Below are 24,937 nucleotides of genomic sequence, written 5' to 3'. Positions count from 1 at the left end.
GTTGTTTTATTGCACCGCAGTTCCGCTCCTCATTTTTCAGGAAATTCCCTTTTCAGCTTACTCATTTTCCACGCTTACTGCACCAATGGTTACAAGTACTTCGGTGCCCTGAGGTAAATCCTTTATTTCAAAACCGCTTTCGGCTTTGCCGGGTTCGTTGAGTTGTCTGAGCCGTTCGCGGGTAATGGACATGGCTGCCGATTCGTGCTGCTTTGTTTCGTGGCTTTCGAGTTCTGACGCGCGTTTGCGGCCCACGCCATTATCGGTAATGCTTACCCGCAGGCGATTTTCATCGAGCACAAAGCGAATGGTAATTCTGCCGCCGCTTTGCAAATGACGAATGCCGTGTACCACCGCATTTTCGGCAAAAGGCTGTATGAGCATGACCGGCAAATAGGTGGCTTCGGGCAGCTGCACGCCTGCGGTGTCCACCTCAAACGTAAAACGATTGCCGAGGCAAAGTGCTTCGAGTGTGAGGTAATGCTGCAAAAGTTCGGCTTCCTGTTCCACACTCGTCCACTGCTGCCGCGAATTGTCGAGTGTAAGGCGCATGAGTTTGCCGAATTTGGCTAAGTATTTCCGCGCCTCGGCACTGTCGTTGCGGGCAATAAAGCCCTGGATGGATTGCAGCGCATTGAAAATAAAATGCGGATTCATTTGCAGGCGCAATGCCTTTTGCTCCAGTTCCAGCAAACTCTTTTCGAGTTTCAGCTTTTCAATGCGCGCTGCGTTGCGCTTTCGTATTCCGGCCACGCGCCAGCGGAAAATAAGCACGATTAATAAAATCAACGCAGCCGCAGCCGCAATGCGGAATGCCCATGTGGCCCAGAACGGCGGCGTAATGCGGAAACGGAAAACCTGTTCGCCGCTCATGTACCCGTCGGCATTGCGTGCCTGCAGGATAAATGCGTAGTCGCCCGGCGGAAGGTTTGAATATGTGGCCTGCCGTTCGGCGTTTTCGGGCGACCAGCCCTTGTCAAAACCATCCAGCTTCCAGCGAAACCGCACACCCTCGGCATTGGTCAGATCAATGGCTGTGAAATCAAAACGCAGGGCATTCTGGTGGTAAGGCAGCACGAGCGAATCGGGCAAACCAAACCAGTTTTTTGCACCCTGCCCGTAAGGCGTTTCCTGAATAGGGTTGAAGAACAAACGCAGCCCGGTAATATGCACGGCGGGCGGAATGCGGTTGTCGCTGTCGGCATCGGGATTATAGCGTGTGGCGCCGTTTACCGTGCCAAACCAAAGTTGCCCTTTGCTGTCTGTGCACGATGCATTGAGACTTACTTCAATGCCCGCCAGTCCTTCGCCGCGGCCGTAGTGCTTTACCTGCTTAAGTTTGCCGCCCGCCTCAAACCGCATGCGATCCAGCCCGCGCTCGCTGCCGGCCCAGATGTCGCCGTTGCGGTCGGGCTGAAGCAGATAAATATTGTTTGAGGCAAGTCCGTCTTTTTTAGTAAACGTGGTTACATTATTACCTGCACGGCTTACTCCGCCGCCTGCTGTGCCTAACCACATATTGCCCTGCGCATCGCGCACCACGGCGCGCACCGCATTTGATGCCAGCCCCGAAGCATCGGTAATACGCCGCTGTACGGCTACTTTTTCGCTGTCGTAAGCAAACACATATACGCCTTCAGTAAGGCTTGCTGCCCACATTTGTCCTTTTGAATCGAGGCAAAGCTGCTGAAACCTGTCGGCTGTAACGCCTTGTTTTCGGTCAATTTTTTCGAACTGCTTTGTGGTTTTATTCATCCGGCACAAACCGCCGCCCGCCGTGGCGAACCATACGTGGCCGCTGGTGTCGGTGAGAATGTCAGTTACAAAACTTCCGCTCAGTCCGCTTTTGCGGTCGTAGTGTGTAAATGCGCCGTTGCTGAATGAGTACGCACCTTCGCCCACCGTGCCAAACCACATGGTGCCCGAAGTGTCTTCGTAAATGCAGCGCACTTTTGCAGTGGTAAAACCTGCGCCCTGGTAATAGTTTACGTAGTACGTGCCGTCGTACATGGTTACGCCGCCGTTTGACGTTGCAAACCACATATTGCCTTTGCTGTCGGCATGCACGGCGTAAACCCACGAGCCCATGTCGCCGCTTTTTTCGTTGAAATGCAAAAAGCGTTCGCTGTCGAGCCGGCACAGTCCGCCGCCCGAAGTACCAAACCATGCATTGCCGCGGCTGTCGCAAAGAATGCGCATCACCACATTGCTGCAAAGTCCCTCGCGTTCGCCGAAAGTGGTGGCGGTGTAGCCGCTGTCGGTTGGACTAATGCGCGCCGCGCCGCTGGCTGTGGCGGCCCAGAGGTTGCCGGCGGCATCGCTGCTTATTTCGTGCACCGTGTTGTTAGGCAGTCCGCTGCGCTGATCGAATCGGGTAAGCGTGTTGTTTGCATCAATGCGTACAATGCCCGCGCCGTAGGTGGCCAGCCATATTTCGCCTTTGGCGTTGCCGGTAATGCTGCGGATGCTTTTTTCGGGAAGCCCGTCGAGCGGATCGGTAATGGAAATTTGTCCGTTGCTGATGCGGATGAGCGCGTTTTCTGCGCCAATCCACATGGTGCCGTTGGGGTCTTCGTACAGCGCGTGGGTGCGGTCGGTGGGCAATCCTTTTTTGTAATGATAATGCTGTATCACGGCGTTGCCCTGCAACACAATTACGCCGGTGTCTTCGGTAGCTACCCAGAGTTGTCCGGTGCGGTCGGCTAAAATTGCATTTACCAATCCGGCATTACCGGGAAGCGGTACCGGTGTGAATTTTGTGCCGTCGAAAAAGGCTAATCCTTCGTCGGTGCCGGCCCATACTTTTCCGTCGGGCGTGGCGGTGAGGCAGCGTACAAAATTGCCGGGCAGTCCGTTTTCTTCGGAGAATGTGGTAAACGCAATGCCGTCGAACCGGCTTACACCGCCGCCGCGCGTGCCTGCCCAGAGGTAGCCGCGCGTGTCTTCGGCCAGTGCATACACCTGCGACTGTGCCAGCCCTTCGGCCACCGACCAGTTGCGGAAATTGAACTGCTGCCCGGTCAGCGGTGTGGCCGGGAAACAAAGTAAACACGCAAAGCAAACGAGAATGCGGAGCATCGGGAAGCGACGGTGGTTAAAGGTAATCTGCCAGCGGCAATCGTACAACCTGCTGTTGGTGAAAAATGTATTGCACAGAAAGTGACAGGAGTCACAGCAAGAAATGAAGTGCTTTGTTACTTTTGCACGCCAATTTCAAAAATTTATGTCCGTACAACTTTCAACCGATACTGATTTTCAAATACTGCTTGCCTCCAACGAGCGCGTAATGGTAAAATATTATGCCGACTGGTGTGGCTCGTGCAAGCTGTTTTCGCCCAAATACAAACGTATTGCCGGCGATGAGGCTAATACCGCTGTGGCATTTCTTGATGTGAATGCCGAAGAAAACGAGCAGGCCCGCAAGCTGGCCGGAGTGGACAATCTGCCGTTCTTTGCCACGTTTTACAAGGGCGAATTACTTGAAGGTTCGGCTACTTCGAAAGAAGAAAACGTAAAAGCCATGATTGAACGGCTGATGGCCAAAAACTAAGCACATGAAAATTCCCGCCATAAAACTGCTGGCCGAAACAGCTACGATTGAAGAGCTGAAACTGGCCGAAGAAGCACTTTACAACGAACAGCAGCCTGCCATTACGGTTCCCGGCGATGATGAAGGCGAACAGCTTACACATGTGCTGGCTGTGTTGTGGATACGTGAAGAAATGGAAGTGAGGGGAATTGCGTTTCCGGCTGCGTTGCGGGAATATACTTCGCGGGTCAGGAACTCGATTTCGTGAGTGAGTTGCGCGGTTTCAAGGCAGGTATTTGTCGCGCAGCATCAGTAAGGGTTTTTCTATGCCTCTGTACAGCAGATAAGCCAACAACACTGAGCAAATGCAATAACCGACGAAATACGACCATGCAATTGCGGCAGGCGGATTTTCGGGGAATACGGAAAGGGTGTATTCCCACAAGTGAGAATGCACAAGGTATAGTGAGTAGGAAACAATACTTACAAACCGGACAACCGATATGATCGTTGATTTGCGTGTGGTTTGCATGCGCGAAGCCAGAAGCACAAAGCTTGCGAATCCCATGCCCGTTAGCGGGAGAAGCAGGATGCAGGTGTAATAATTAATTGAATCGCTGGTTCCGCCGCCGAGTAAATAGACCAATGTGGCTCCGCTCATTAGTGAGAAGCTGATGGCCGCAAGTTGTTTGGTGCTGATATTTTTGATTGGAATAGCTGCGGCAAGCAAACCATATCCGATTGCATCAAGGCGATACAGTACAATTTTACGCACCAATGCATCCCAACTTCCGGCCTCTGCCGAATGAAGTGCAGGGTGAAAGAACCGGATCATTGTTCCTGCAGAAATAAGCAGCAAACTATAACGTAATAACGAGTTTTGGCCTGATAGCCGCGAGGTTTTCCCAATAATTATCAAGCCTAACGGAGTAAACAGGTAAGCCCATTCTTCCACAGAAAGACTCCATGCAATACCGAAATATTCGGGATGTGGCGTGCAGAGGTTTTGTGTGAATACAAAGTAGGATGAGATTTCAGGGAAGGGTTGATTGTGAAGTAGCCGATTTAAGAGGGGAAACAGGAGTAAGGCAAAATAGTAGGCGGGAAGTGTACGCATCCATCTTCGCCCCCAAAAATGAAGTGGATTGAGGGAAGAAACGGATGAATCTGTTTCACGAATTAAAATGCGTCCAATGAGGAATCCGCTCAATGCGAAGAAAAGCTCTACCCCAATTTGTCCCAGTGCGGGGGATATATGTAGTTGAAACCACGCACTCAACGGTGAAAACCGGAATGCATGCGAGAGCACAACCAGCAGAATAGCTGTTGCGCGTATAATATCCAGACCAACTAATCTATTCATAAAAACACCATCAATCGTGTGTTTTTATCAAACGTAAGCCGGATTAACTCAAGGGAGACGGGAGAGGGTTATTCCTTACTTTATGGAGCTTGATTATTGTAAATGTATATATAAAAATCCTGTCTTTACAGGTTAGTGTGTTTAATTAATAAACAGCCTCTCAGGATGAACTCAATTGTCATCGGTAGATTGCGACCTTATATTTTTTACCTTTTTTTATGCGTATCGTATATTCGAAACAGTATTTCACATAAGCAGCGGCCGAGGGTTCTGTAGTGTCGCGATAAGTTGTAAGATAGATTGTATCGTTAGAACATACTGCTAATCCTTTGAATGATTGTAAATCATAAACAGCTTCTGTTCTGATAATAAGAGTAGAGTCGTTACGTTTTTTCTTTGAAACTACCTGAGCTGCTATTTGAGATTTGTAAAGTATAAAGTCTTTATCACGGGGGGATTTACAGATTGATTCCGTACTGAATTTTAGTAGTCTGATTTCATCACAATTAGGAAGATTATTGATCTCTTCTATTATTTTTTTGATTCTTTGGTGTTTGGGTTCAATCGGAAATTTTTCAGTAGTAACTTGCTCTTGTACTGGCATCACAGTTTTGGATGGAGAGCTGTTTCCCGGTTTTTAATGGCACGAGATGCAGGTCAGACATGTGATGATATAAATTAATGAAAGGAATTGATTTTTGGAAAACCGTATTGTTGTATATTTTAAATTATCCCAGCATCCCCCGCAACACCTCATTCGGTCCCGAATAAATACAGGCGGCCTGCGCATCGGCAAGAAACTGCGTAAGCGCGTAGGCAGAAGTAATTCCGTTGCCGCCATGCAACTGTACGGCGGCTGAAGCCACGCGTACAAAGGCTTCGCTGGCGTGTATTTTGGCTTTGATGGCGGCGGTGTTTGCATTTTTACCGGCATCAAGTTGTGTGGCGGCTTTGTACACCAGCAGGCGCGCGGTTTCAATATCCACCGCCATTTCGGCCAGTTTAAACTGTACGGCCTGATGCTGTGCAAGCGTGCCGTTGCCGGTTTGACGTTGCTTTACATAATCGGTGCAGCGGTTGAGCAAAAGCTGCATGGTGCCGCAATGCAAAGCCGAAAGCAGCGTGCGTTCCCAGTTCATTGATTGCATGAAGATGCTTACGCCGGCGCCGGGTTTGCCCAGCAAAGCGGTTTCTTCGGCGTGTACATCGTTAAGCATGAGTTCGGCGGCGGGCGAAGTTTGCAGGGCTTCTTTTGCCAGCGACGGCCCCACATGCAGAATTTCGCGCGGCAGCAGAAAGGCGGAGATACCGCCGAAAAATCCCTTTTGCGCATCGGTAAGTGCATACACCACAAACAGCTGCGCCAGCGGGGCATTGGTGCAAAAAACCTTGTGTCCGCTGAGTGTGTAGCCCGCGGCATTTTTCACCGCGCCGGTGTGCAGCGCAAACGCATTACTGCCCGAATGCGATTCGGTAATGGCGTTGGCAATGATGCAGCGGCCGTTGCTTACTTCATGCAAAACTTCCTGCTGCGCGGCATTGCCATGAAGCCACACGGGTATTACGCCCGCGCAAAGATGTGCGCCCAGCGAAAACAGCAGGCCGGTATCGCTGCAGGTGGTGGCTAATGCTTCGAGCGCCACGGCTGCTTCTGTGGCGCTGAGTGCGGCACCGCCAACGGCTTCGGGTAAAATCAAACCGGTGTAGCCGGCGTTGGCAAGCTGCTGCCAGGCTTCGGGCGCAAAGCAGTGTGCACCGGCTTCGGGCTGCGGAAGTGCGCGCCCGAGTTCCAGCGCCTGTGCGCGTATGGCAAGCTGCGATGCGGTGTAGCCAAAGTTCATAGCTGCTGTTTCAGTGCCTGATAGTCGATTTTGCCGCTGCCGGTTTTCGGAAGCTGTGCCATGAAGATAATGCGTTCGGGAATCATGTAATGCGGCAAATGTGCGGCACAATGATTTTTCAGAGTCAGCAGCATTTCGCCGGCCGGTGTATTCAACGCTATAAATGCGGCGAGAAAGGCATAGCCGTCGGTGTCTGTGCCGCCAATTACGGCGGCTTCGTGCACATGTTCCGACTGCAGCAGCACGTGTTCAATTTGTTCCGGTTCCACGCGGTAGCCGCGCTTTTTCAGCATGCGGTCGGTGCGGCCTTCATACACATAATTCCCGTTTTCAAGCCGCACACGGTCGCCGCTGTGGTACCAGGTTTTTCCATCGGCCTCGCTGAATTTTTCGCTGTTCAGTGCATCGCGGTTCCAGTATCCCGGCGAAAGCTGCGGCCCGGCAATGAGCAGTTCGCCGTTGCTTTCGTTAATACGAAGTTCCATACCTGTACAGGCTTTGCCAATCGGGTAGGGCTGTGTGCGCGTGTCGTCAACCGGTCTTTCTATTTCGTACCAGGTGCACACATTGCTTTCGGTTGGGCCGTAGAGGTTGTAAAAACGCGCCTGCGGAAGTTGCTGCATCCACTGGTGCAAGGCTTTTGGTTCGAATACTTCGCCGGCAAAGAGCACACGTTTGATATGTGGATATTGCTGCTTTGCCGCGCCGCCAAATTGCTGCAGCAACCGCAAGGTGCTGGGTGTGGTGTAGAGGTTGGTGATTCCTCGTTGTGCAATGTGCTGCGCCAGAAATCGGGCATTACTTACTTCGTTTTGCCCATAAAGCACTACACTTCCGCCGCACACAAATGCACCAAACAAATCGAGAAGCGAAAGATCGAAATAGAGCGGAGCGATGCCTGCAAATAGTTCATCGCTGCTGAAATTAAACGTGTCTTGTGCCCAGTAGATGAATGCCAGAATATTGGCATGTGTAAGAGTTACACCTTTCGGTTTACCAGTTGAACCAGATGTAAAAAGGATGTAAGCCAGATCATCCTTGTGGGCTTCTGTTTGGGCGAGGAAATATCCTAAATAGCCGTAATCAAATTCATAAAGTTGAGTATATCCCTTGTGCGGCACAACAGGCAGGTGAGGCCAATCTTCTCTGAATAATATCAATTGTGGTTGCAGATCCTGAACAAGAAAATCTAATCGTTCGGAGCTAATTGTTGGATCAAAAGGAACTACAGCACATCCGCATTTCAATACCGCAAGCAAATGGCATATTGTAGTTATCGATTTGTCGTCCATAAGCAAAACCCGTTGCTTAGGAACAAGCCCGTTACGTGTAAGATAATCAGCAATTTGGTTTACCCCTTCAGAAAGCCAACCGTACAAGGCATATCGGTCATCACTGTGAGAAATAGCTTCCTTTTCCGGAAACTGTTTTGCTGTCCGTTCAAACAGTTCATACAGCGATGCAGGATTTACTGACATTTCTTAGCCACAAATTCAGTAATCACATTCACTGTATTCAAATTATCCTGATCCACCTCGTGCGCTTCAAATTCAATATTGAACGTGGTTTCGAGATGGCTCACTAATTTGAGCGCCAAAATGGAATCCATAAGGCGCGAGCTGATGAGCGGCGTGTCATCAGTAAATGAAGTATCCGGTTTTCCGGCAAATAAATTTTCATCCAGAAAACGGCGTACTTCGGCTTTAATGGTATCGTTACTAACGTTCGGCATACACTTATTTTTTCTTCTTTTTGCTTTGTGTTTCGGTGAGCCAGTAGTGCAGGTGCAGTGAAAACGGCTGCATGCCCAGTTCAGGATCGGTAAGGTAATGCAGGGTATAATTCCTTTTGTTGTAAGAATAGCTGCGTGGCGTTTCTTTGTTGAGGAAGAGGATAAATACTTTATCGGGTTGGATATTGTTGCTGAAATAGGGCTGGCCGAGTGTATCCACCGCCAGCGAAAAAAGTGCAGCAGTTACGGCAATGGTATCGCCGGCTTTCAGCGTTTCTGATTTATATACTTCCTGCACCACCAGCCTGTAGGTATCGGGTGTAGGATTATTTTTTTGTGCGGGAAATCCCGGCGCATTACATACACGTACCTGAACCACGTGCCCCGATTGTTTGAGCAGCTGGGCGGCGATGGTTTTTTTTGCCAAAACCGGTGTTGAAATGAACAGAAAGAAAATAAGCAGGCGGTGCATACGTTGATTTTAGGATTTGTTCTCCAAATCTATGCCGAAAATCGACACAAAAATGAGTGCGAGGCCGCTCAAAAATTATCTTTGCTGCTATGCGTATGTTTCGCCTGCTTATTTTAATGCTTGCCGCAGCCTCGTTTTCCCTTGCCGGATGCGATGATGACGATGATGAAGTGCAAACGCCCCGTCCGCGCGGCTATTTCCGTATTGCCCTTCCCGAAAAGAAATGGGTAAGCTATGATGCCGAATGCCCGTACACGTTTGAAATGCCCGATTATGCAAGGGTTACAAGAAGCATGTCGAACACTCCGGAGCCCTGCTGGCGCGATGTGCAGATGGATCGTTTCGGGGCCACCGTTTACCTGAGTTACAAGGAAATTACCAACGATACCATGCTTGAGGAGCTTATCAATACCTCGTGGCAGCTTACCGAAAAGCATCGCTCCAAAGCACAGGGCCGCAAGGAAATGGAAGTGATCCGTCCGGAGGATAAGGTATATGGTACGTTGGTGGATGTGGGTGCGAGTGCCGCCACAGCCATTCAGTTTTATTTAACCGACAGCACGAAACATTTCATTCGCGGCTCGCTTTATTTTATGGCGGTGCCCAATAAAGATTCGCTTAAGCCGGTGCTTGATTTTATCCGCCAGGATGTGGAGCATATTACGCAAACGCTGAAGTGGAAAGATGTATCGCTGCCCAAAGGCGGTGAAATACCTGCAAAGCCTCAGCCGGCGGCCGAAGCAGAGAGGAAAAGGAAATGAGCGGTACTGCACACCTGATTATTGCCGGAGGCGGTACCTCAGGCACATTGCTGGCGCTGCATCTCCTGCGAAGCGATGTGCAGAAGAAATTTAAAATTACCCTTGCCGAGCGCAGCGGTTCGTTTGGCGGTGGTCTTGCCTACGGCGCGCACAACAAACAGCATCATCTGCTCAATGTGCGTGTAAAGCAGCTTTCGTGCTTTGCCGATGTACCCAACGATTTTCACGATTATCTGCTTTCCACCGGCCGCACGGTATCGGCCAACGATTTTGTGCCGCGTGTGTATTTCGGCGAGTACCTTGCGCAACGTTTGCAGCAGGCCGTGCACGAAAGCAACGGGCGGCTGCAACTGCTAACCGCTGAAATTACGGCCGCGCAGTACACGGATTCCGGTGTACGCTGCACACTATCTGCAGGCGGCGAATTACATGGCACGCATCTGGTGCTGGCCTGCGGCAATTTGCTGCCTGCGCCGCCTGCTGCGGCTGCCACAGTAGTTTCGCATGCGGCGTACGAAAAAAATCCCTGGCACTACGATACATTTCACGGGCTGGATGCAGCGGCCACTGTGCTGCTCATCGGCTCCGGCCTCACCATGGCCGATCTTGTGTGCGAGCTTCACAGCCGCGGGCACCGTGGTAAAATTTTATCGGTGTCGCCGCATGGTTTTTTACCGGCACAGCATCAGCCGCCGCAAATGCCCTGGCTGCCTTTTGGCGAACAAATGCTGGCCGCAGCTGATCTTGGCACACAACTGCGCATCTTCCGCGGGCAGCTCCGCGAGGCCGAAAAGCGGGGTATTGGCTGGACAGCCGTTACCGACAGTCTGCGCCCCTGGCTGCAAAAACTCTGGCTGCAAGGCAACGATGCATGGCGTAATGATTTTATGCAACACGTACGTCACATCTGGGGTGTGGCCCGTCACCGTTTGCCGCCTGCCACGGCGGCTGTGGTGTACGAGTGCATTGCGCGCGGGCAACTTACTGTAGCAGCTGGCCGCATCACGTCACTTGAGGCAAAAGGCGATTTAATTACTGCGCAGTGGAAACCTCGCGGTAAAGACACACGGCAAACAATTGAAGCCGCTAAAGTGATAAACTGCACCGGCCCTTCATCCAAATGGCTGAGCGAAGGCAATGCGCTGGTGAAGCAAATGGCTGCAGCCGGAATGCTTGCCTACGACCGCTCCGCGCTTGGCCTTCATGCCACCGAAACCGGACAGCTTATTGATGCAGCCGGAAATGAACAATCCGGCCTCTTCGCGCTCGGCCCCATGATTCGCGGTGTGCTCTGGGAAATTACGGCGGTACCTGAAATTCGTGCGCAGGCAGCTGCATTGGCGGAAACACTTTGCACCTGACGAATTTCGGCTCCGCCCGATTTGACAGGGCTGTTTCTTTACGCCATCATTTATTGATGGCGCAATACATTCAGACAAAAAACATTCATCATCCGTTAAGTCCGGCGAAGCGTCCCCACAATCAAGCGCAGCGCCAATTTAAATTCATAAAAACGACGTAAGCCATCTGTCAAATCGAGCGGAGCCGAGATTTGACAGATTATGCTAAATTTGCAACTCCTCAATTCAAACCAATGAAAGAAGCCAAGAAGCCCAAATACTACGTGAAGGAATCAAAAGTGCACGGACGTGGTGTTTTTGCTGCCAAAAACATTAAAAAGGGCAAAAAAATTATTGAATACACCGGTGAAATTATTTCGTGGGATGAAGCTGATGACCGTTTTGAAGACAAGGGCGATCACTCGCACACCATGTTTTTCAGTATTGAGGGAAATCGTGTAATTGACGGGAATGTGAATGGCAGTGAAGCCCGTTTCATTAATCACAGCTGCGCGCCCAACTGCGAAGCGCTAGAGAAAAAAGGGCGTGTGTTTATTTATGCGAAGAAAAAAATAAAGCAGGACGAGGAATTATTTTACGATTACATGCTGATTTACGAAGGCAAGATTACCAAAAAAGTATTGAAGAAATACGCTTGTTTCTGCGGCAGTAAGAAATGCCGGGGTACGCAGCTTGACCTCCATAACAAATAACCATTGCTGTTTTCTGTTTTGGAGTGAAGTGGCGGGTTGGTAAAACCGGTTGAAATCCTGTTTTTTACAGTATCTGGCTGATTTTGTGCGAAGAAAGAGGTTTTCTGCGCAAAAGGTTCTGTTTATCTTTATCGCAAACGAACTTTTTACTGCAATGAAACACCTGCGCCTGCTGATCTTCTTTTTTACGTTTTCCATTACCTCTTTTGCACAACAGCCTGAATGGTCGCGGGTGCGGATTTACACCGGTTCCGATGGCTTGCTGAAACTGGCACAGGCCGGTATTTGTGTGGATCATGGCGAGATTAAGCAGGGCTATTCATTTACTACTGATCTTTCGCGGCAGGAGCTTGCGCGTGTGCAGCAGCTCGGGCTAAGTTTTGATGTGCTTATTGCCGATGTGCAGCAACATTACATTGCACAAAACGATCCGCAGCGTCTGGCGGCAGCTTCAGCAAACACACAGGCCGTAAACTGCACTGCACCTGTGGTGTATCCTACCCCAGCCAATTTTACGCTTGGCTCAATGGGGGGCTTTTTTACCTACAACGAAATTCTCTGGCACCTCGATAATATGGCCACGCTTTATCCCAATCTGGTAAAGGCGCGTGCTCCTATCGACAGCAATTTAACAACGGCAGAAGGGCGTTATGTGTACTGGCTTAAACTGTCTGATAATGCTTCTGCTGATGAGCCGGAACCCGAAATGCTTTATTCGGCCGCTCACCATGCGCGAGAACCGGCGGGTGTTTCGCAGCTTATTCTGTATATGTATTATCTGCTCGAAAACTACAATTCAAATCCCGAAATTCAGTACCTGCTCAATAATACAGAATTGTATTTTGTGCCCTGTGTAAATCCCGACGGATATATCTATAATGAAACGAATAACCCTCAGGGAGGTGGTATGTGGCGGAAAAACAGGTTTGATAATGGTGATGGAACCTACGGAATTGACCTAAACCGTAATTACGGTTATAATTGGGGTTATGATAATAACGGATCTTCACCTGTTTCAAGTGATGATACCTACCGTGGGGCTTCGGCGTTCTCAGAAGCGGAGACACAATTGATGCGGCAGTTTGCCAATGCGCATCAGTTTCGCATCGCACTTAATTATCATACCTACAGCAATCTGCTTATTTGTCCGTGGGGCTACGAATACCAGACATTTACGCCCGATTCGGCCTTGTTTTCGACCTGGGGAGCTTTGCTTACCGCCGATAATAATTATGCGTTTGGGACCGCCGATCAGACTGTAGGCTACACGGCCAACGGAAATTCCGACGACTGGATGTATGGCGAACAAAGCACCAAGCCCAAGATTATGGCGATGACACCCGAAGCCGGCGATCAGGCCGATGGTTTCTGGCCGGCGCAGAACCGCATTATCGACATCTGCAAGCTGAATATTCCGATGGACTTGTATGCTGCTCGTTTACTGCTGGCTTATGGCATTGCACACGATCGCGGCGACCGTTACCTGCGCCAGACTTCAGGCTATCTGCACTACGATTTTCAACGGCTCGGACTTGACACTACGCCGGTTTATACGGTAAGCATTACACCGCTTTCGCCGTGGATGACTGCAACCGGCCCGGCCCGCACGTACAATGGTATTTCGCTGCTGCAAACAGTGCAGGATTCTATTTCCTATACACTCAATGCCGCCACGCCGCAGGGAACATCTATCACTTACATTCTTTCCATCAGCAATGGCAATTTTACGTGGAGCGATACGCTGACCAAAATTTACGGCACCACCACCATATTGCTTGCCAACAGCGGAAGTTCCATTACCGGCTGGACGGCCAGCGGCGGCTGGAACACCACCACTTCACAGTTCTGGTCGGCGCCGTCGTGCATAACCGACAGCCCCAACGGAAATTATCCGCCCGGCGCCAACTCACGACTAACTACAGTGAGTGCACTTGATCTTACTACGTCAATAAGTGCAAACCTCACCTTCTACACCCGCTTTGAAATTGAGCCGGGCTACGATTACGCGCAAGCGCAGGTTTCAACCGATGGCGGTGCTTCGTGGACTGCACTTTGCGGCCGTTATACCACCAACAACAATAACATCGACAACGGCAATGCGGCGTGGACTGGTTTCCAAAGCGGCTGGGTAAAAGAGCAGATGCCGCTTGATGATTATTTGGGTCAGCAAATTCTTCTTCGCTTCCGCCTCCGCGCCGACTTTGGCGTGGAATACGACGGATTTTTCTTTGATGATTTGCTGGTGGAAGTAATTGATACCGCCTCTGTAGGAATGCCAGAAATGCAGGTCGCCACACTCTCACAAAACATGCCTAATCCGGCCGATAATTACACGTATATCAATACCGGTAATTTGCAGCAGAACGGTGTGCTTGAAATTTACAACAGTGTGGGACAGCTTGCCATGAGTATGCCGGTAAATGCAGGCACACAGGCTGTACGTATAAATACAGCGCAACTTATGCAGGGCGTGTATTTTTACCGGTTGCAGGTGAATGGTGTGGTTTCGGAAACGAAGCGGATGCAGGTGGTGCGGTAGTTATTACGGTTTTTCGGTTACTGCTATTTCCTTTTCATCCGCAGCAACAACCAAAACTGCAATCCAAACACCACCGTGGCTATAACCACGTGCAATGGTTGCAGGCTGGCGGGAATGCCTGCGCGGTGCAGAATTACGCCTATGGCATATTCGGCAAGCAGCAGCAGGATAATTGCTGCAGCACCGCGTTTGAGTGATGCAAGGCGGCGAAGCATCCAGTAAAGCATGCCGTTGAGCGCCACCACAAGCAACGCCAGCAGCTGATGAATGCTGTAGGTGCCGCTGAGTTGCGAAGTCCAGGTATCGCGGCCGGTGTTGCCGGTAAGTTTGTAGAGCGTATCTACTTCCTGCCGCACCTGTGTGCCGGCAATAATCTGTGCAAGCGTTAAGGCTAGCAGAAACACCAGTCCGTACATAACCAGATTGCCGGTAACGGCTGGCGTTTGTGCATACACCTGTTTGCGCAGGCGGTTGTTTACCACCAGCACAATGGCCACAATGGCCAGCGCGCTCATCATGTGCATGGTGATTTTCAGCGGCGCGAGATTATTGTCAACCACTACTTTGCCCAGCCATGCAATGTAGCCCAGCACCACCATGCCCAGCAGCAGCCAGAGCACAGTTCCCTTATCGCGTCTGAAACGTGTGAGGGCGATGGCCAGCATGATGAGCATGCCAAAACCACTAAGCGCACCGATGAGGCGATTGATGTATTCGACCCAGGTGTGCAGGGCGTTGAATTTGGCGTAATTGTGCGTGGGGTATTTTTCCCACTGGCTGCGGTTGAATGATGTGCTTCCGGTAAAATCAGCCGGTGCGCGCCAAAGCGTATCATTTACAATCACCATGTGGCCTTTTTTATAGTCTTTGCCCGGATGATAGGCCACAAGGTTACTGTCGGTGGGCGGAATGTAGAAGCCAAAACACTTGGGCCAGTCGGGGCAACCCATGCCTGAACCGGTGGCGCGTACTACCGAGCCGGCTACGATTACAAGGTAAAGTAAAACAAGTGTAACCAGACCGGCGCGGAGCAGCAATCGGTCGCGTTTGGCGGTTGAGTCAGGCGGCTGCATCATTTCGGGTACAAAAATACGTATCTCTGCGGGCGCTGAATGGTTAAAAAACAGACATAAATCAGCTATTTTTACGGCTTCCGTATGAAACGCAGTGTTAAGGGCAAGATTTTTAACGATCCGGTTTATGGTTTTGTAACCGTGCCCACCGATCTTACATTCCGCCTGATTGAGCATCCCTACTTTCAGCGTTTGCGCCGCATCCGCCAGTTGGGGCTTACCAATCTTGTGTATCCCGGCGCGCTGCACACCCGTTTTCATCATGCTATGGGTGCCATGCACCTTATGGTAGAGGCCATAAGCGAAATACGCAGCAAAGGCACCGTCATTACCGACGAAGAAGCTGAAGCCGCGTACATCGCCATTCTCCTGCATGATATCGGGCACGGTCCGTTTTCGCATGCGCTTGAAACAAGCATTGTGCATAATGTAACGCACGAAGATGTTTCGGGGCTGATTATGGACAGGCTGAATGATGTGTTTGAAGGCAGACTCACCCTTGCCATTAAAATCTTCCGCAACAAGTATCAGAAGAAATTCCTGCATCAGCTGGTATCAAGTCAGCTTGATATGGACAGGCTTGATTATCTGCGCCGCGATAGTTTTTTCACCGGCGTGTCGGAAGGTATTGTAAGCAGCGATCGTATTGTGAAAATGCTGGATGTGGTGGATGATGAGCTGGTGGTGGAAGACAAAGGCATTTACAGTATTGAGAAATTCATCATTGCACGCAGGCTCATGTACTGGCAGGTGTATTTACACAAAACTGTGCTCAGCGCCGAGCACTTGCTGGTGAATATTTTGAAGCGGGCCAAAGAACTTGCCATGAGCGGCGAGGAGCTTTTTTGCACACCTTCGCTGAGTGTGTTTCTGCACAGCCGCATCACCAAATCATCATTTGTAAAGCAGCCCGAAGTGCTGGAAGCTTTTGCCGAGCTTGATGATTACGACATTATGTCGTCGATAAAAGTGTGGGCAAAACACAAGGATAAGATTCTCTCGCAGTTATGCAGCCAGATGGTAAACCGCCAGCTTTATGCGGTGGAATTGCAGAACAAGCCTTTTGATGGGTCGTATGTAGAGAATTTGTATGAAAAGGCCACAAAGCAATTTAATATTTCAAAAGCTGAAATGCCGTACTATGTGTTTACCGGTGCGGTGCAGAATAATGCCTACAGCAGCGACGAGAATATAAGTATCAATATTAAGTTCAAGAACGGGCAGATAATGGATATTGCCGAAGCTGCGGATATTTTCAATATTTCTGTGCTGTCTAAGCCGGTGAAAAAATATTTCCTGTGCTATCCCAAATCATTACGCACTACTAAATAACCGCGCTTAATGAATCCACGTCAAAGCAAGCAGGCCCTGCTTTTTATCTTCATCACAATTTTTGTGGATGTGATGGGATTGGGCATAATTATTCCGGTTTTACCGGGTCTGCTTGAAAAAATGACCGGTCTGGAAGCTAACGAGGCTGCGCAATGGGGCGGTGTGCTGGCGCTGGTGTATGCGGCCATGCAGTTTTTGTTTTCGCCGCTGCTGGGAAGTCTCAGCGACCGTTTTGGCCGCCGCCCGGTGCTGCTGATGTCATTGCTTGGCTTTGGTCTTGATTACCTCTTGCTGGGTTTTGCGCCTACGGTGTGGTGGCTGTTTCTGGGGCGGTTGATTGCAGGGGTAACGGGTGCAAGCTTTACCGTGGCAAGTGCTTACATAGCTGACATAAGCCCGGAAGATAAGCGCGAACAGAATTTCGGACTGATTGGTGCGGCGTTTGGTCTTGGGTTTATTGCCGGGCCTGCAATTGGCGGCTGGCTTGCAGGTTTAGGTGAACGTGTGCCGTTTTTTGTAGCCGCCGGGCTTTCACTGCTTAATGCGTTGTACGGTTTTCTGGTTATTCCTGAATCGTTGCTGCCCGAGAACCGGCGCAAGTTTAGCTGGAAGCGCGCAAATCCGGTAGGCGCATTGATTTCATTGGCTCGTTATCCGCTTGTGCTGCGCATGGGTGTGGCGTTTTTCCTTATCAACATGGCCGGGCAGTCGTTGCAATCGGTTTGGAATTTTTACACCGAATACCGTTTGGGCTGGGAGCCGGGCATGATCGGGCTTTCGCTTGCCTTTGTGGGGATAATGGTTGCTTTGGTGCAGGGCGGATTAAGCCGTGTGCTTATTCCTAAGTTAGGTAACCGCCGTTCCATTCTTATCGGAATTTCGATGTACGGACTGGGTATGTTCATTGCGGGTATGGCAAACAGTAGTTTCTGGATGTTTGCCTGTGTGGTGCCCCTTGCGTTTGGTGGTTTGGCCGGGCCTACTATTCAGGGTATTCTTTCGAAGAAAGTGGGTAAAGATGAGCAGGGCGAATTGCAGGGATTTATTACAAGCGTAATGAGTTTAACGGCAATGATTGGTCCGGTGCTTATGACTACGCTCTTTGCATGGTTTACCGACGGCACGATCAGTACAAATCTTCCCGGCGCACCTTACTTTGCATCTGCGTTGTTTTGTGTGGCGGCTTTGGTGTGGATGATTTATGTGTTGAGGAAATTTAAGGTGGAGTAAGTTGACGCTATTTTTGTTGCACAGGTGAATTGATTTTCCAGCCCCGGCTGCAATGGAAAGCCCGGAAGGTTTATAACGTGTTTCGGGTAAAAACTACTGAGGACTTGTAATGGAAGACGGGAGCCAACGGTTTTTTAACGCACCATCAGGTTCGCTCCACCTCAATTTTCATTTATATATACGGAGATATTGCTGGCAGCCGGCAAGCTGAAAAAGCTCTTACGCATTCCACTGCATGAGCAGCTGCGCGAACACGCCTTTGCCGGTGAGATACATTTTGCGCAGCGGATTTTGTGTACGTGAGGCGCCCACGGCATTGTACACCCAGCGCACGGCATACTCGTAATACTTGCGGCTGTAAGTGCGCCGGAAGTCGATTTCGCGGTCGGTGGATTGTGCCCAGTTGAGTGTGGTGGTGAATTTATCTTCCACTTCCTCGTACAGCCGTGTGCCTTTAATGGGATAGGCAATGGTGATGGTGTACTGATCGGGTGCCGACTCTACAAGGTGGCGGATGGTTTCCTTAATATCTGCGCGGGTTTCGCCGGGATAGCCGAGCATGATGAAGGTGCCGGCTTCGATGCCTTGTTTGCGGCTCAGCTTAATCATGTTGCGCACCTGCTGCACATCAACCCGGCGATCCATTGCATCAATGATACGCTGCGAGCCGCTTTCGGCGCCGATCCACACACGGAAACAGCCGCTCTGGCGCAGAAGTTCAATTACTTCTTCGTTCATGCGATCGGCGCGGGAAATGATTTCGTAGCTTACCCTGAGCTGGCGGCGTTCAATTTCGTCGGCAAATTCCTTGAGCCATTTGTGGCTGATGGTAAACACATCGTCCACAAACCAGATTTTATCGGGCTTGTAGTTTTGCTGAATGCTTTCGAGTTCATCCACCACCAGCGCAGGACTTCTGCGCCGGTAAGTGCCGCCATACACGGCGCGGCTGCACCACTTGCAGGTGTAAGGGCAACCGCGCATGGTGCTTACCGATACCATGCTGTAGCCATGCCGTTCTTTCCACGCATTGAGGTAAAGATGCAGATCAACCTTGTGGCGGTTTGGAAACGGAAGCTCGTCGATGTTGCGCACGAGTTTGCGTTCGGCATTCATTTTCAGCGCACCGTTGTGCCACACGGCAGTGCCATCAATATGCAGCGGAATTTCTTTTGTTTCGCCAATGGCTTTTACCACCTCAAGCATGGTTTCCTCGCCTTCGCCCACCACCAGCAGGTCGGCGCCGTGGGTGAGAAATTTTTCGGCGTGGTTGCGCACTTCGGGACCACCAAGCACCACGGGAATGTGTTTGAGCTGCGCATCGTTTTTCACTGCATTCACCAACCGAAGTACATTGAGTTTGGTCATGAGGTTGGTGTACACGGCAATTACATCGGGCCGGAAGCTGCGTATTTTATTTAGCTGAAGTTCGAAAGTTTGAAAGGTGCTGTCGAATACTTCATTTTCAATACCGTGTTTTTCGAGCCAGGCCGAGATGTACAGAATGCCCAGCGGTACATACGGTTTCATGATGGCCTGTTCCTTAGGGTCATCGGCCAGAAAGTAGCCATGAGTGAGCAGTACTTTCATACGTCGCTTGGTTCAAGTGTAATGAGAAAATGATCGGCTGCATTGGCGCACCAGCTGCCGCGCGCAAGCAAACGGTCGAGGGCAGCAAGTATTGAAAATAAGAAGCTTTTGCGTGCAAAAAACGGGTCGAGGTATGAAGGTGGAACAAACAGGCCCACCGCGGCCGCATTTTTAATTCGGAAGTGAGGCTGGAAGAATGAGGCAAATTCTCGCGGGGTGTAATACCACGTGTTTACTTCTCGGCCTTCGATTATGGCTTTTACTGCTGTTTTGCTGTTGCGGCGTGTGCGGCGCGCATCGCGCTTGAGCAGGAAGTAGAATCTTTCCCACCAGCAGCCACGCCCCATTACTACCAGTACTGCTTTTCCGTCAGGTGTCAGCCGTTTGGCAAGTGCGGGCGCAAGCTGTCTGAGTTCATCGGGCGAGAGGCAGTTGAGCCCGCCGAAGTTTGAAAACACCAGATCGACCTGCTGTTGCGGGAGTTGTTCGGGCATGCGTAAATCGGCCATGCTTACCGATACATTTTTTTCCGCAGCATTTTTGGTGCGTGCTGTGTGTACCATGCCTTCGGCCGCATCGGTAGCAAACACGGTGCAGCCTTGCCGGGCAAGCCAGTGTGCATCCTGTCCGGTGCCGCAGTTGAGTTCGAGCACGGTGCAGTCTTTTTTCAATTCACGCGCGAGCAGGCTGTACACGCGGTTGCGTTGTGCCATGCCGGTTTTGCTGTGCGTAAAATGCGCATCATACAGCGGCGCATACTCGTTAAAGGCTGCGTGCTGCATCGGGTTCGGTGCTTATGAGTTTGCGTTTTTCGGCCAGTGCCGAGAAGTGATAGTATGGCAGTGCCAGCATGCGCCGCAAGCCTGCACGGCTGCGCAAACTTTTTACAGGCGCCCGAAGCAGATGCAGCGACTGGTGTTTGCGGTACGACTTGTGCACATAACGGTGCAGCTGCTTGTAAAACGCGGGCTGATAGGTGTTGCTGAACATGAGTGCAAGCTCATCGCTGTCTGTCCAGTTTGTTTTGTGTTTTAGTTCGGCTTTTACGCGTTCGTAAAATTCGGTGCCGGGCAGGGGATAGGAAACGGAGATGCCGATGTCGTAAGGCAAAAGTTCGTTTACCATAGCGATGGTTTTTTTAATATCGTCCATCGTTTCGCCCGGATAGCCGAACTGCAGGAAGAATGCGGGTTTGATGCCGTGTTTTTTGAGCAGCCGGGTGGCTTCGTGTATCTGTTCCACCTTTGTGCCTTTGTCCATGGCATCGAGAATTTTCTGCGATCCGCTTTCGGCGCCCATCCACACCATATCACAGCCGGAGGCAGCAAGGTGGCGGATGTTGTCTTCCTGCAAAAGCAAATCGGCGCGCGACTGAATTTTGTAACTGAATTTTAGTTTGCGTTGCAGCACGGCGGCGCTGAAATCGCGCAGCCATCCGGGTTTAAGGCCAAAAATATCATCGGCAAACCAGATGTGAGTGAAGCCGAATTTTTGCTGCAGCTGCTCAATCATGCCCGCAATATTTTCGGGCGAGTGCGTGTTGTATCGGTTGCCGTAAATAGGTTTGGCGCACCAGTTGCATTTGTACGGACAGCCGCGTGTGGTAACCATGTTGAGCGAAAAGTAGCCGTGGTTTTTGAGCCACATTTCGCGGTAGGGTGTAATGTTTACGAGATCCCACGCAGGCAGGGGAAGAGTGTCGAGGTCGCGGATTACTTCGCGTTTGGCTGTACGTTGCAGTTCGCCATCGAGGTAGATGAGTCCTTTGATATGTTGCGTGGGCTCGTTTTTATCAAGCGCGGTGATGAGTTCAAGCAGCGTTTGTTCGGCTTCACCGGCAATAATAAAATCGGCACCGTGCTTGAGGTAGCTTTCTGCGTGGTCGGTAGAATCGGAACTTGAAACGATGACTTTGCAGCCGTATTTTTTAGCCAGCTGCTGCATTTTCCAGGCGGCCTCGCGCATGTTGGTGAGGCACATTTTGGTAAGGTAATTGAAGCCGTCGTCGTAAATAACCAGCACATCCGGTTTTTCTGCGGCAAGTGTGTGTTCAACGGCATCGGGAGTTTCTTCAAACTGCACATCATGCAGCAGTACATGATGCCCGTTCTGGCGCAGGTAAGCCGCGGCATACAAGGTAGCCAGGGGAGGGTAAGGTGTGGCTGTTTCCCATTGTTTGGGATCGAAACGCAGAAAGTACGAATGTGTAAAAAGTAACTTCACGTATGGCGATGCTGCACAGGTTATTTACTCAGATTTAGGCTTTCAGGCCACAACCAGTTTGGGTTCATCCTCTACCATCAGGTGGTTAAGTTTTTGCCGGTAGGTGCTTAGTACCCTGTACTGGAAGCCGCGCGGGTGATGTTTGGATACATTGCGGCGCGAACGCAGATTAAGCTCAAACTCTTCTTCTTTCAGGTGCGGGAACTTTTTCTTCCAACGGTTGTAGGTAATGCGAAAACAGAATTCGTCAATCGAGTCACCAACCTTTCCTTTAAGCAGAAACTGAATCAGGCGCGACAGTATTCCTTTGGGGGCGGTGGCCGGAATAGTATTTGCAGTATGTAAAAGCCGGTTGGGTAAATAGCTTTTGGCCCAGGTATTCTGCCGGATAAATGCAGCGTACATTTTTCCGCCCGACATGGGTATAAGCGTGAGGATTTCGGTGGCGGTGAAAATATTTTTATCCGGAATTTCGAGCGAGTTGCTGTCGATCAGATAATTGATGCAAAAATACCTGCGCGAATTGAAAAGGAATATTTTTTTGAAAAGGATAAGTAATGTGCGTGCAATCCAGAGCCGCCCGGGTTTTGCAATGAGGAAATAATCCACATCGCCGTAGCGGTCGAGTACGCCTTTGGAGAATGAACCTGAAATACAAACGGCTTCAATAAACGGGAAGCGGGAAATGAGTGTGCTGAAACGTTTTACCTTTTTTAGTGCGGCATCGGCCCGGATCTGATTTACTTCGCGGGCTTCCACATGTGAAGTGCAGGTATCGGCAAGAAAATAATAGCCACGCATTTCACGTACAATGCCGGTAATAAGCAATGCATTCAATTCGCGCTGTAAATCGTCTTTGGTTCCGGTGAAAGTGCCGAACGTAAGCAGTTCGTAATCTTTCAGCGGAAACCGGAAAACATCGTAATACGCGAGTGTACGCAGAATGGATTTCTGCAACTCATTCATGGGTTTTGGTTCTATGCTCAGCTACGAAAATATAGTTTTTTTCCCATTTGATTTTGCGTTCTTCTACCCGATTCAGGCTAAAGCCGTATTTCCCAGCAATTTTAATTATTCGATCAATTTCGCAGTTTTCGGCCAGAATGATGAATACTTGTGAGTTCTTACGCAGGCGGGCGGGGAGCTGCAGAAACAATTTTTCAAAAAACTCGCCCTCACTTCCACAATTCCAGGCAAGTTGTTCGGGTTTTTCCTGTGGTTTAAAAAAATAGGGGGGATTTACAAGAATTACATCAAAACGCAGCTGCGGCGGATATTTTTCGAACAGATCAGAATGAAAAACCCGCCAGGAGCCGGTTTCGGGAAAATGTTTAGTATTGAGTGTGTGATTTTTTGCGGCACAATTTACTGCCCGTTCATCAATATCCGAACAGCTCACATGAGCACCTTTTTCCCGTGCAATCAGCCCGATGAGTCCGCTGCCGGTGCAGGGCTCGGCTACTGTTTTCCCTGTCAGATCAAGTCGCTGTGTAAATTCGGCAAGGTATTCGGAACTAAAAAAGTAGCGCGGATGAAACACCCCCGGGGCAATTTCGAGATTCAGATTTCCGAATGTATAGTGCGAAGTATATCGAAGCCGGCGCCTGAGCAGCGGTTTGGTAACGTAACTGGCAAACAATCGTTGAAACGCATCCATCAAAATCCTTCGGTTTCAGGTTGACGGTATTTCCACATTTTCTGAAGCACTTTTATTTCGTAGGGATGGCGATATACCTTGAGCTTATAGCGCAGCGCACTAAGTGTACGTATTGTTTTGCGCTGCCAGTTGTTCAGGCGTACATCAGAAACGGTAGGGTAATAGCCGTTCAGCACCGTTTCAAAATGACGTATTTTATCAATCATGTAGGGCTTCAGCCATGGTGTGAGCGGATTTTTGCGCAAATCGAAATTCTCCCATTCTGCATTAATCCAGTCTTCCAGTTTTTCCGGAAAACGGAAACCGGTGGCTGATACTTTTTTAAACAGTTCGCTGTCTTCGGTAGGCACCGGCGAATAGACGTAAATAATTACTTCCGTATCGGGATTGGCTTCTTTTATTTCGCGGATGAAGGCAATGTCCTGCTCGATGAGTTGGTTTACTTCTTCTTCCGTATCGGCCGGAAAGCCGAGTACGAATGAGTATTCGGGAATGATATCGAATTTGCGCAGGCGTTTGGCAAAGCGCAAAATCTGCTCGCGTGTTTGTGTGCCGCCTTTGTCCATTTTCTTCAGCATGGAATCATTGCCTGTTTCGGCGCCGAAGAAAATCATTTTGCACCCTGACTTCCTCATCAGTTCAAGCGTTTCATCCTTGTAGCGGTCAATGGTATCAATTCGCCCCTCGCCCCACCATACGATATTGTCGTTCATAACGAGCTTGGCAAATTCGGCAGTGCGTTTTTCCGAAACGAAGAAATTATTGTCGTGAAATTCCACCGCATTGCCACCAAATTTTTCGCGCAAAAAACTAATATCCTTGTATATCAATTCGGCTGATTTACCTTTCCATCGTGCGTTATAGATAGGTACAACTGCGCAAAACGAGCAGGTAAACGGACAACCAAAGCTGCTGTGATAGGCAATGGTTTTTGAGCCGAGATACGTTTTGGCCAGATACCGGCTCATCGGGTATTGTGCGTTTAGTTTTTCATACGGAAATGGCGGCAGCGTATCCTGATCGTAGATTTCGTCTTTCCGGGTATGCGTTATTTTTTCGTTGCGGCGGTATATCAGATTGGGAATTGCATCAAGATCGCCGCCGTGTTCAAGATAATTGAGGAGTTGAGGAAAAGCCCTGTCGCCGGGGCCATTTACAATATAATCTACAAAGCCGCTTTCAAGCACCGGTTTCGGATGGTTTGACGGGAAGTATCCGCCCCAGATTATGGTAATACCGGGGAATTCGTTTCGGATGGCTTTTGATATGGGAATGGCCTGCCGGAGTTGCGGGCCGGGCATTACGGTAGAGGCAAAATAGCTGAATTTCCCTGTTTGCAGGTGTTTGCGGATTACCGGCCAGGGATCCTGATCAATGTTGCCGTCCACAATCTGCCACTGGTGGCTGTGGTCAATTGACGAGGCAACCTGCAGTACACTGTTCGGAATGCGAGGTTTGGTGGGCGTTGCAAGCGGGTTGAAAAGTAATACGTTCACAAAAATAGCTTGGTTTTTGCCTGCATAAAATGCAAACAGGCTCTCA

General features: G+C 50.0%; 22 protein-coding genes. 8 read left to right on the top strand and 14 right to left on the bottom strand.

What is annotated here, in order from left to right; genetic code table 11:
* Positions 1–57: 57 nt before the first annotated feature.
* On the bottom strand, positions 58–3,078 hold the full coding sequence (locus IM638_08610; protein ID MCA6363088.1) for a histidine kinase: 3,021 nt from the start codon (positions 3,076–3,078) through the stop codon (positions 58–60).
* A gap of 145 nt (positions 3,079–3,223) precedes the next feature.
* On the opposite strand from IM638_08610, the gene IM638_08605 reads away from it, so the two are divergent.
* On the top strand, positions 3,224–3,550 hold the full coding sequence (locus IM638_08605; protein ID MCA6363087.1) for a thioredoxin family protein: 327 nt from the start codon (positions 3,224–3,226) through the stop codon (positions 3,548–3,550).
* A 4-nt stretch (positions 3,551–3,554) separates the two neighbouring features.
* A complete protein-coding gene (locus IM638_08600; protein MCA6363086.1) occupies positions 3,555–3,797 on the top strand; it encodes a hypothetical protein in 243 nt (80 codons plus the stop codon).
* A gap of 15 nt (positions 3,798–3,812) precedes the next feature.
* On the opposite strand, the gene IM638_08595 is transcribed toward IM638_08600, so the two are convergent.
* The 6 genes from IM638_08595 to IM638_08570 form a co-directional block, all read right to left on the bottom strand.
* Entirely contained in the window at positions 3,813–4,892 is a 1,080-nt protein-coding gene (locus tag IM638_08595) for an acyltransferase (protein ID MCA6363085.1), read from the bottom strand.
* A gap of 178 nt (positions 4,893–5,070) precedes the next feature.
* The gene (locus IM638_08590; GenBank protein ID MCA6363084.1) at positions 5,071–5,499 is read right to left on the bottom strand and encodes a hypothetical protein; all 429 of its coding nucleotides are present in this window, start codon (positions 5,497–5,499) and stop codon (positions 5,071–5,073) included.
* A gap of 121 nt (positions 5,500–5,620) precedes the next feature.
* Complete coding sequence (locus IM638_08585; GenBank protein ID MCA6363083.1) at positions 5,621–6,733, bottom strand: acyl-CoA/acyl-ACP dehydrogenase; 1,113 nt, start codon at positions 6,731–6,733, stop codon at positions 5,621–5,623.
* Positions 6,730–8,211, bottom strand: a complete 1,482-nt coding sequence (locus tag IM638_08580; protein MCA6363082.1) for an amino acid adenylation domain-containing protein — start codon at positions 8,209–8,211, stop codon at positions 6,730–6,732. Before IM638_08580 ends, IM638_08585 begins: the two co-directional genes overlap by 4 nt.
* The gene (locus tag IM638_08575; GenBank protein ID MCA6363081.1) at positions 8,202–8,465 is read right to left on the bottom strand and encodes an acyl carrier protein; all 264 of its coding nucleotides are present in this window, start codon (positions 8,463–8,465) and stop codon (positions 8,202–8,204) included. Before IM638_08575 ends, IM638_08580 begins: the two co-directional genes overlap by 10 nt.
* A gap of 4 nt (positions 8,466–8,469) precedes the next feature.
* The gene (locus IM638_08570; GenBank protein ID MCA6363080.1) at positions 8,470–8,937 is read right to left on the bottom strand and encodes a hypothetical protein; all 468 of its coding nucleotides are present in this window, start codon (positions 8,935–8,937) and stop codon (positions 8,470–8,472) included.
* Positions 8,938–9,026: 89 nt separating this feature from the next.
* Between IM638_08570 and IM638_08565 the strand changes: the two genes are divergently transcribed.
* The 4 genes from IM638_08565 (at position 9,027) to IM638_08550 (ending at position 14,290) form a co-directional block, all read left to right on the top strand.
* Positions 9,027–9,698 (top strand): gliding motility lipoprotein GldD, encoded by a 672-nt coding sequence (locus tag IM638_08565; protein ID MCA6363079.1) that lies wholly within the window; start codon positions 9,027–9,029, stop codon positions 9,696–9,698.
* Entirely contained in the window at positions 9,695–11,059 is a 1,365-nt protein-coding gene (locus IM638_08560; protein ID MCA6363078.1) for an FAD/NAD(P)-binding protein, read from the top strand. Before IM638_08565 ends, IM638_08560 begins: the two co-directional genes overlap by 4 nt.
* Positions 11,060–11,292: 233 nt before the next feature.
* Positions 11,293–11,751 (top strand): SET domain-containing protein-lysine N-methyltransferase, encoded by a 459-nt coding sequence (locus tag IM638_08555; GenBank protein MCA6363077.1) that lies wholly within the window; start codon positions 11,293–11,295, stop codon positions 11,749–11,751.
* 154 nt (positions 11,752–11,905) lie between these two features.
* Positions 11,906–14,290 carry an immune inhibitor A gene (locus tag IM638_08550; GenBank protein ID MCA6363076.1) on the top strand — a complete coding sequence of 795 codons (2,385 nt, stop codon included), beginning with the start codon at positions 11,906–11,908 and terminating at the stop codon, positions 14,288–14,290.
* A 23-nt stretch (positions 14,291–14,313) separates the two neighbouring features.
* On the opposite strand, the gene IM638_08545 is transcribed toward IM638_08550, so the two are convergent.
* Positions 14,314–15,366 (bottom strand): COX15/CtaA family protein, encoded by a 1,053-nt coding sequence (locus IM638_08545; GenBank protein MCA6363075.1) that lies wholly within the window; start codon positions 15,364–15,366, stop codon positions 14,314–14,316.
* 81 nt (positions 15,367–15,447) lie between these two features.
* Here IM638_08545 and IM638_08540 point away from each other — a divergent pair, with 81 nt between their 5' ends.
* Both IM638_08540 and IM638_08535 read left to right on the top strand, forming a co-directional pair.
* Positions 15,448–16,695 carry an HD domain-containing protein gene (locus IM638_08540; GenBank protein ID MCA6363074.1) on the top strand — a complete coding sequence of 416 codons (1,248 nt, stop codon included), beginning with the start codon at positions 15,448–15,450 and terminating at the stop codon, positions 16,693–16,695.
* A 9-nt stretch (positions 16,696–16,704) separates the two neighbouring features.
* Positions 16,705–17,925, top strand: coding sequence for a TCR/Tet family MFS transporter (locus IM638_08535; GenBank protein ID MCA6363073.1), 1,221 nt, complete (start codon positions 16,705–16,707; stop codon positions 17,923–17,925).
* Between the two features lie 219 nt (positions 17,926–18,144).
* Here IM638_08535 and IM638_08530 read toward each other — a convergent pair whose 3' ends face one another.
* Genes IM638_08530 through IM638_08505 form a run of 6 tightly spaced genes read right to left on the bottom strand, consistent with a single transcriptional unit; the run spans position 18,145 to position 24,897 of the window.
* Positions 18,145–19,515 (bottom strand): B12-binding domain-containing radical SAM protein, encoded by a 1,371-nt coding sequence (locus IM638_08530; GenBank protein ID MCA6363072.1) that lies wholly within the window; start codon positions 19,513–19,515, stop codon positions 18,145–18,147.
* Positions 19,512–20,297, bottom strand: a complete 786-nt coding sequence (locus IM638_08525; protein ID MCA6363071.1) for a class I SAM-dependent methyltransferase — start codon at positions 20,295–20,297, stop codon at positions 19,512–19,514. The genes IM638_08530 and IM638_08525 overlap by 4 nt, the downstream gene beginning before the upstream one ends.
* Positions 20,278–21,738 carry a B12-binding domain-containing radical SAM protein gene (locus IM638_08520; protein MCA6363070.1) on the bottom strand — a complete coding sequence of 487 codons (1,461 nt, stop codon included), beginning with the start codon at positions 21,736–21,738 and terminating at the stop codon, positions 20,278–20,280. Before IM638_08520 ends, IM638_08525 begins: the two co-directional genes overlap by 20 nt.
* Positions 21,739–21,780: 42 nt before the next feature.
* Complete coding sequence (locus IM638_08515) at positions 21,781–22,704, bottom strand: nucleotidyltransferase domain-containing protein (GenBank protein ID MCA6363069.1); 924 nt, start codon at positions 22,702–22,704, stop codon at positions 21,781–21,783.
* The gene (locus IM638_08510; protein MCA6363068.1) at positions 22,697–23,395 is read right to left on the bottom strand and encodes a methyltransferase; all 699 of its coding nucleotides are present in this window, start codon (positions 23,393–23,395) and stop codon (positions 22,697–22,699) included. Before IM638_08510 ends, IM638_08515 begins: the two co-directional genes overlap by 8 nt.
* The gene (locus IM638_08505; protein ID MCA6363067.1) at positions 23,395–24,897 is read right to left on the bottom strand and encodes a B12-binding domain-containing radical SAM protein; all 1,503 of its coding nucleotides are present in this window, start codon (positions 24,895–24,897) and stop codon (positions 23,395–23,397) included. Before IM638_08505 ends, IM638_08510 begins: the two co-directional genes overlap by 1 nt.
* Positions 24,898–24,937: the final 40 nt, after the last annotated feature.

This window comes from Bacteroidota bacterium, assembly GCA_020402865.1.
In the GTDB taxonomy this organism is placed as follows: domain Bacteria; phylum Bacteroidota; class Bacteroidia; order Palsa-965; family Palsa-965.
Note: the sequence above shows the minus strand (reverse complement) of the source record. Positions and strands in the feature narration are given on the sequence as shown.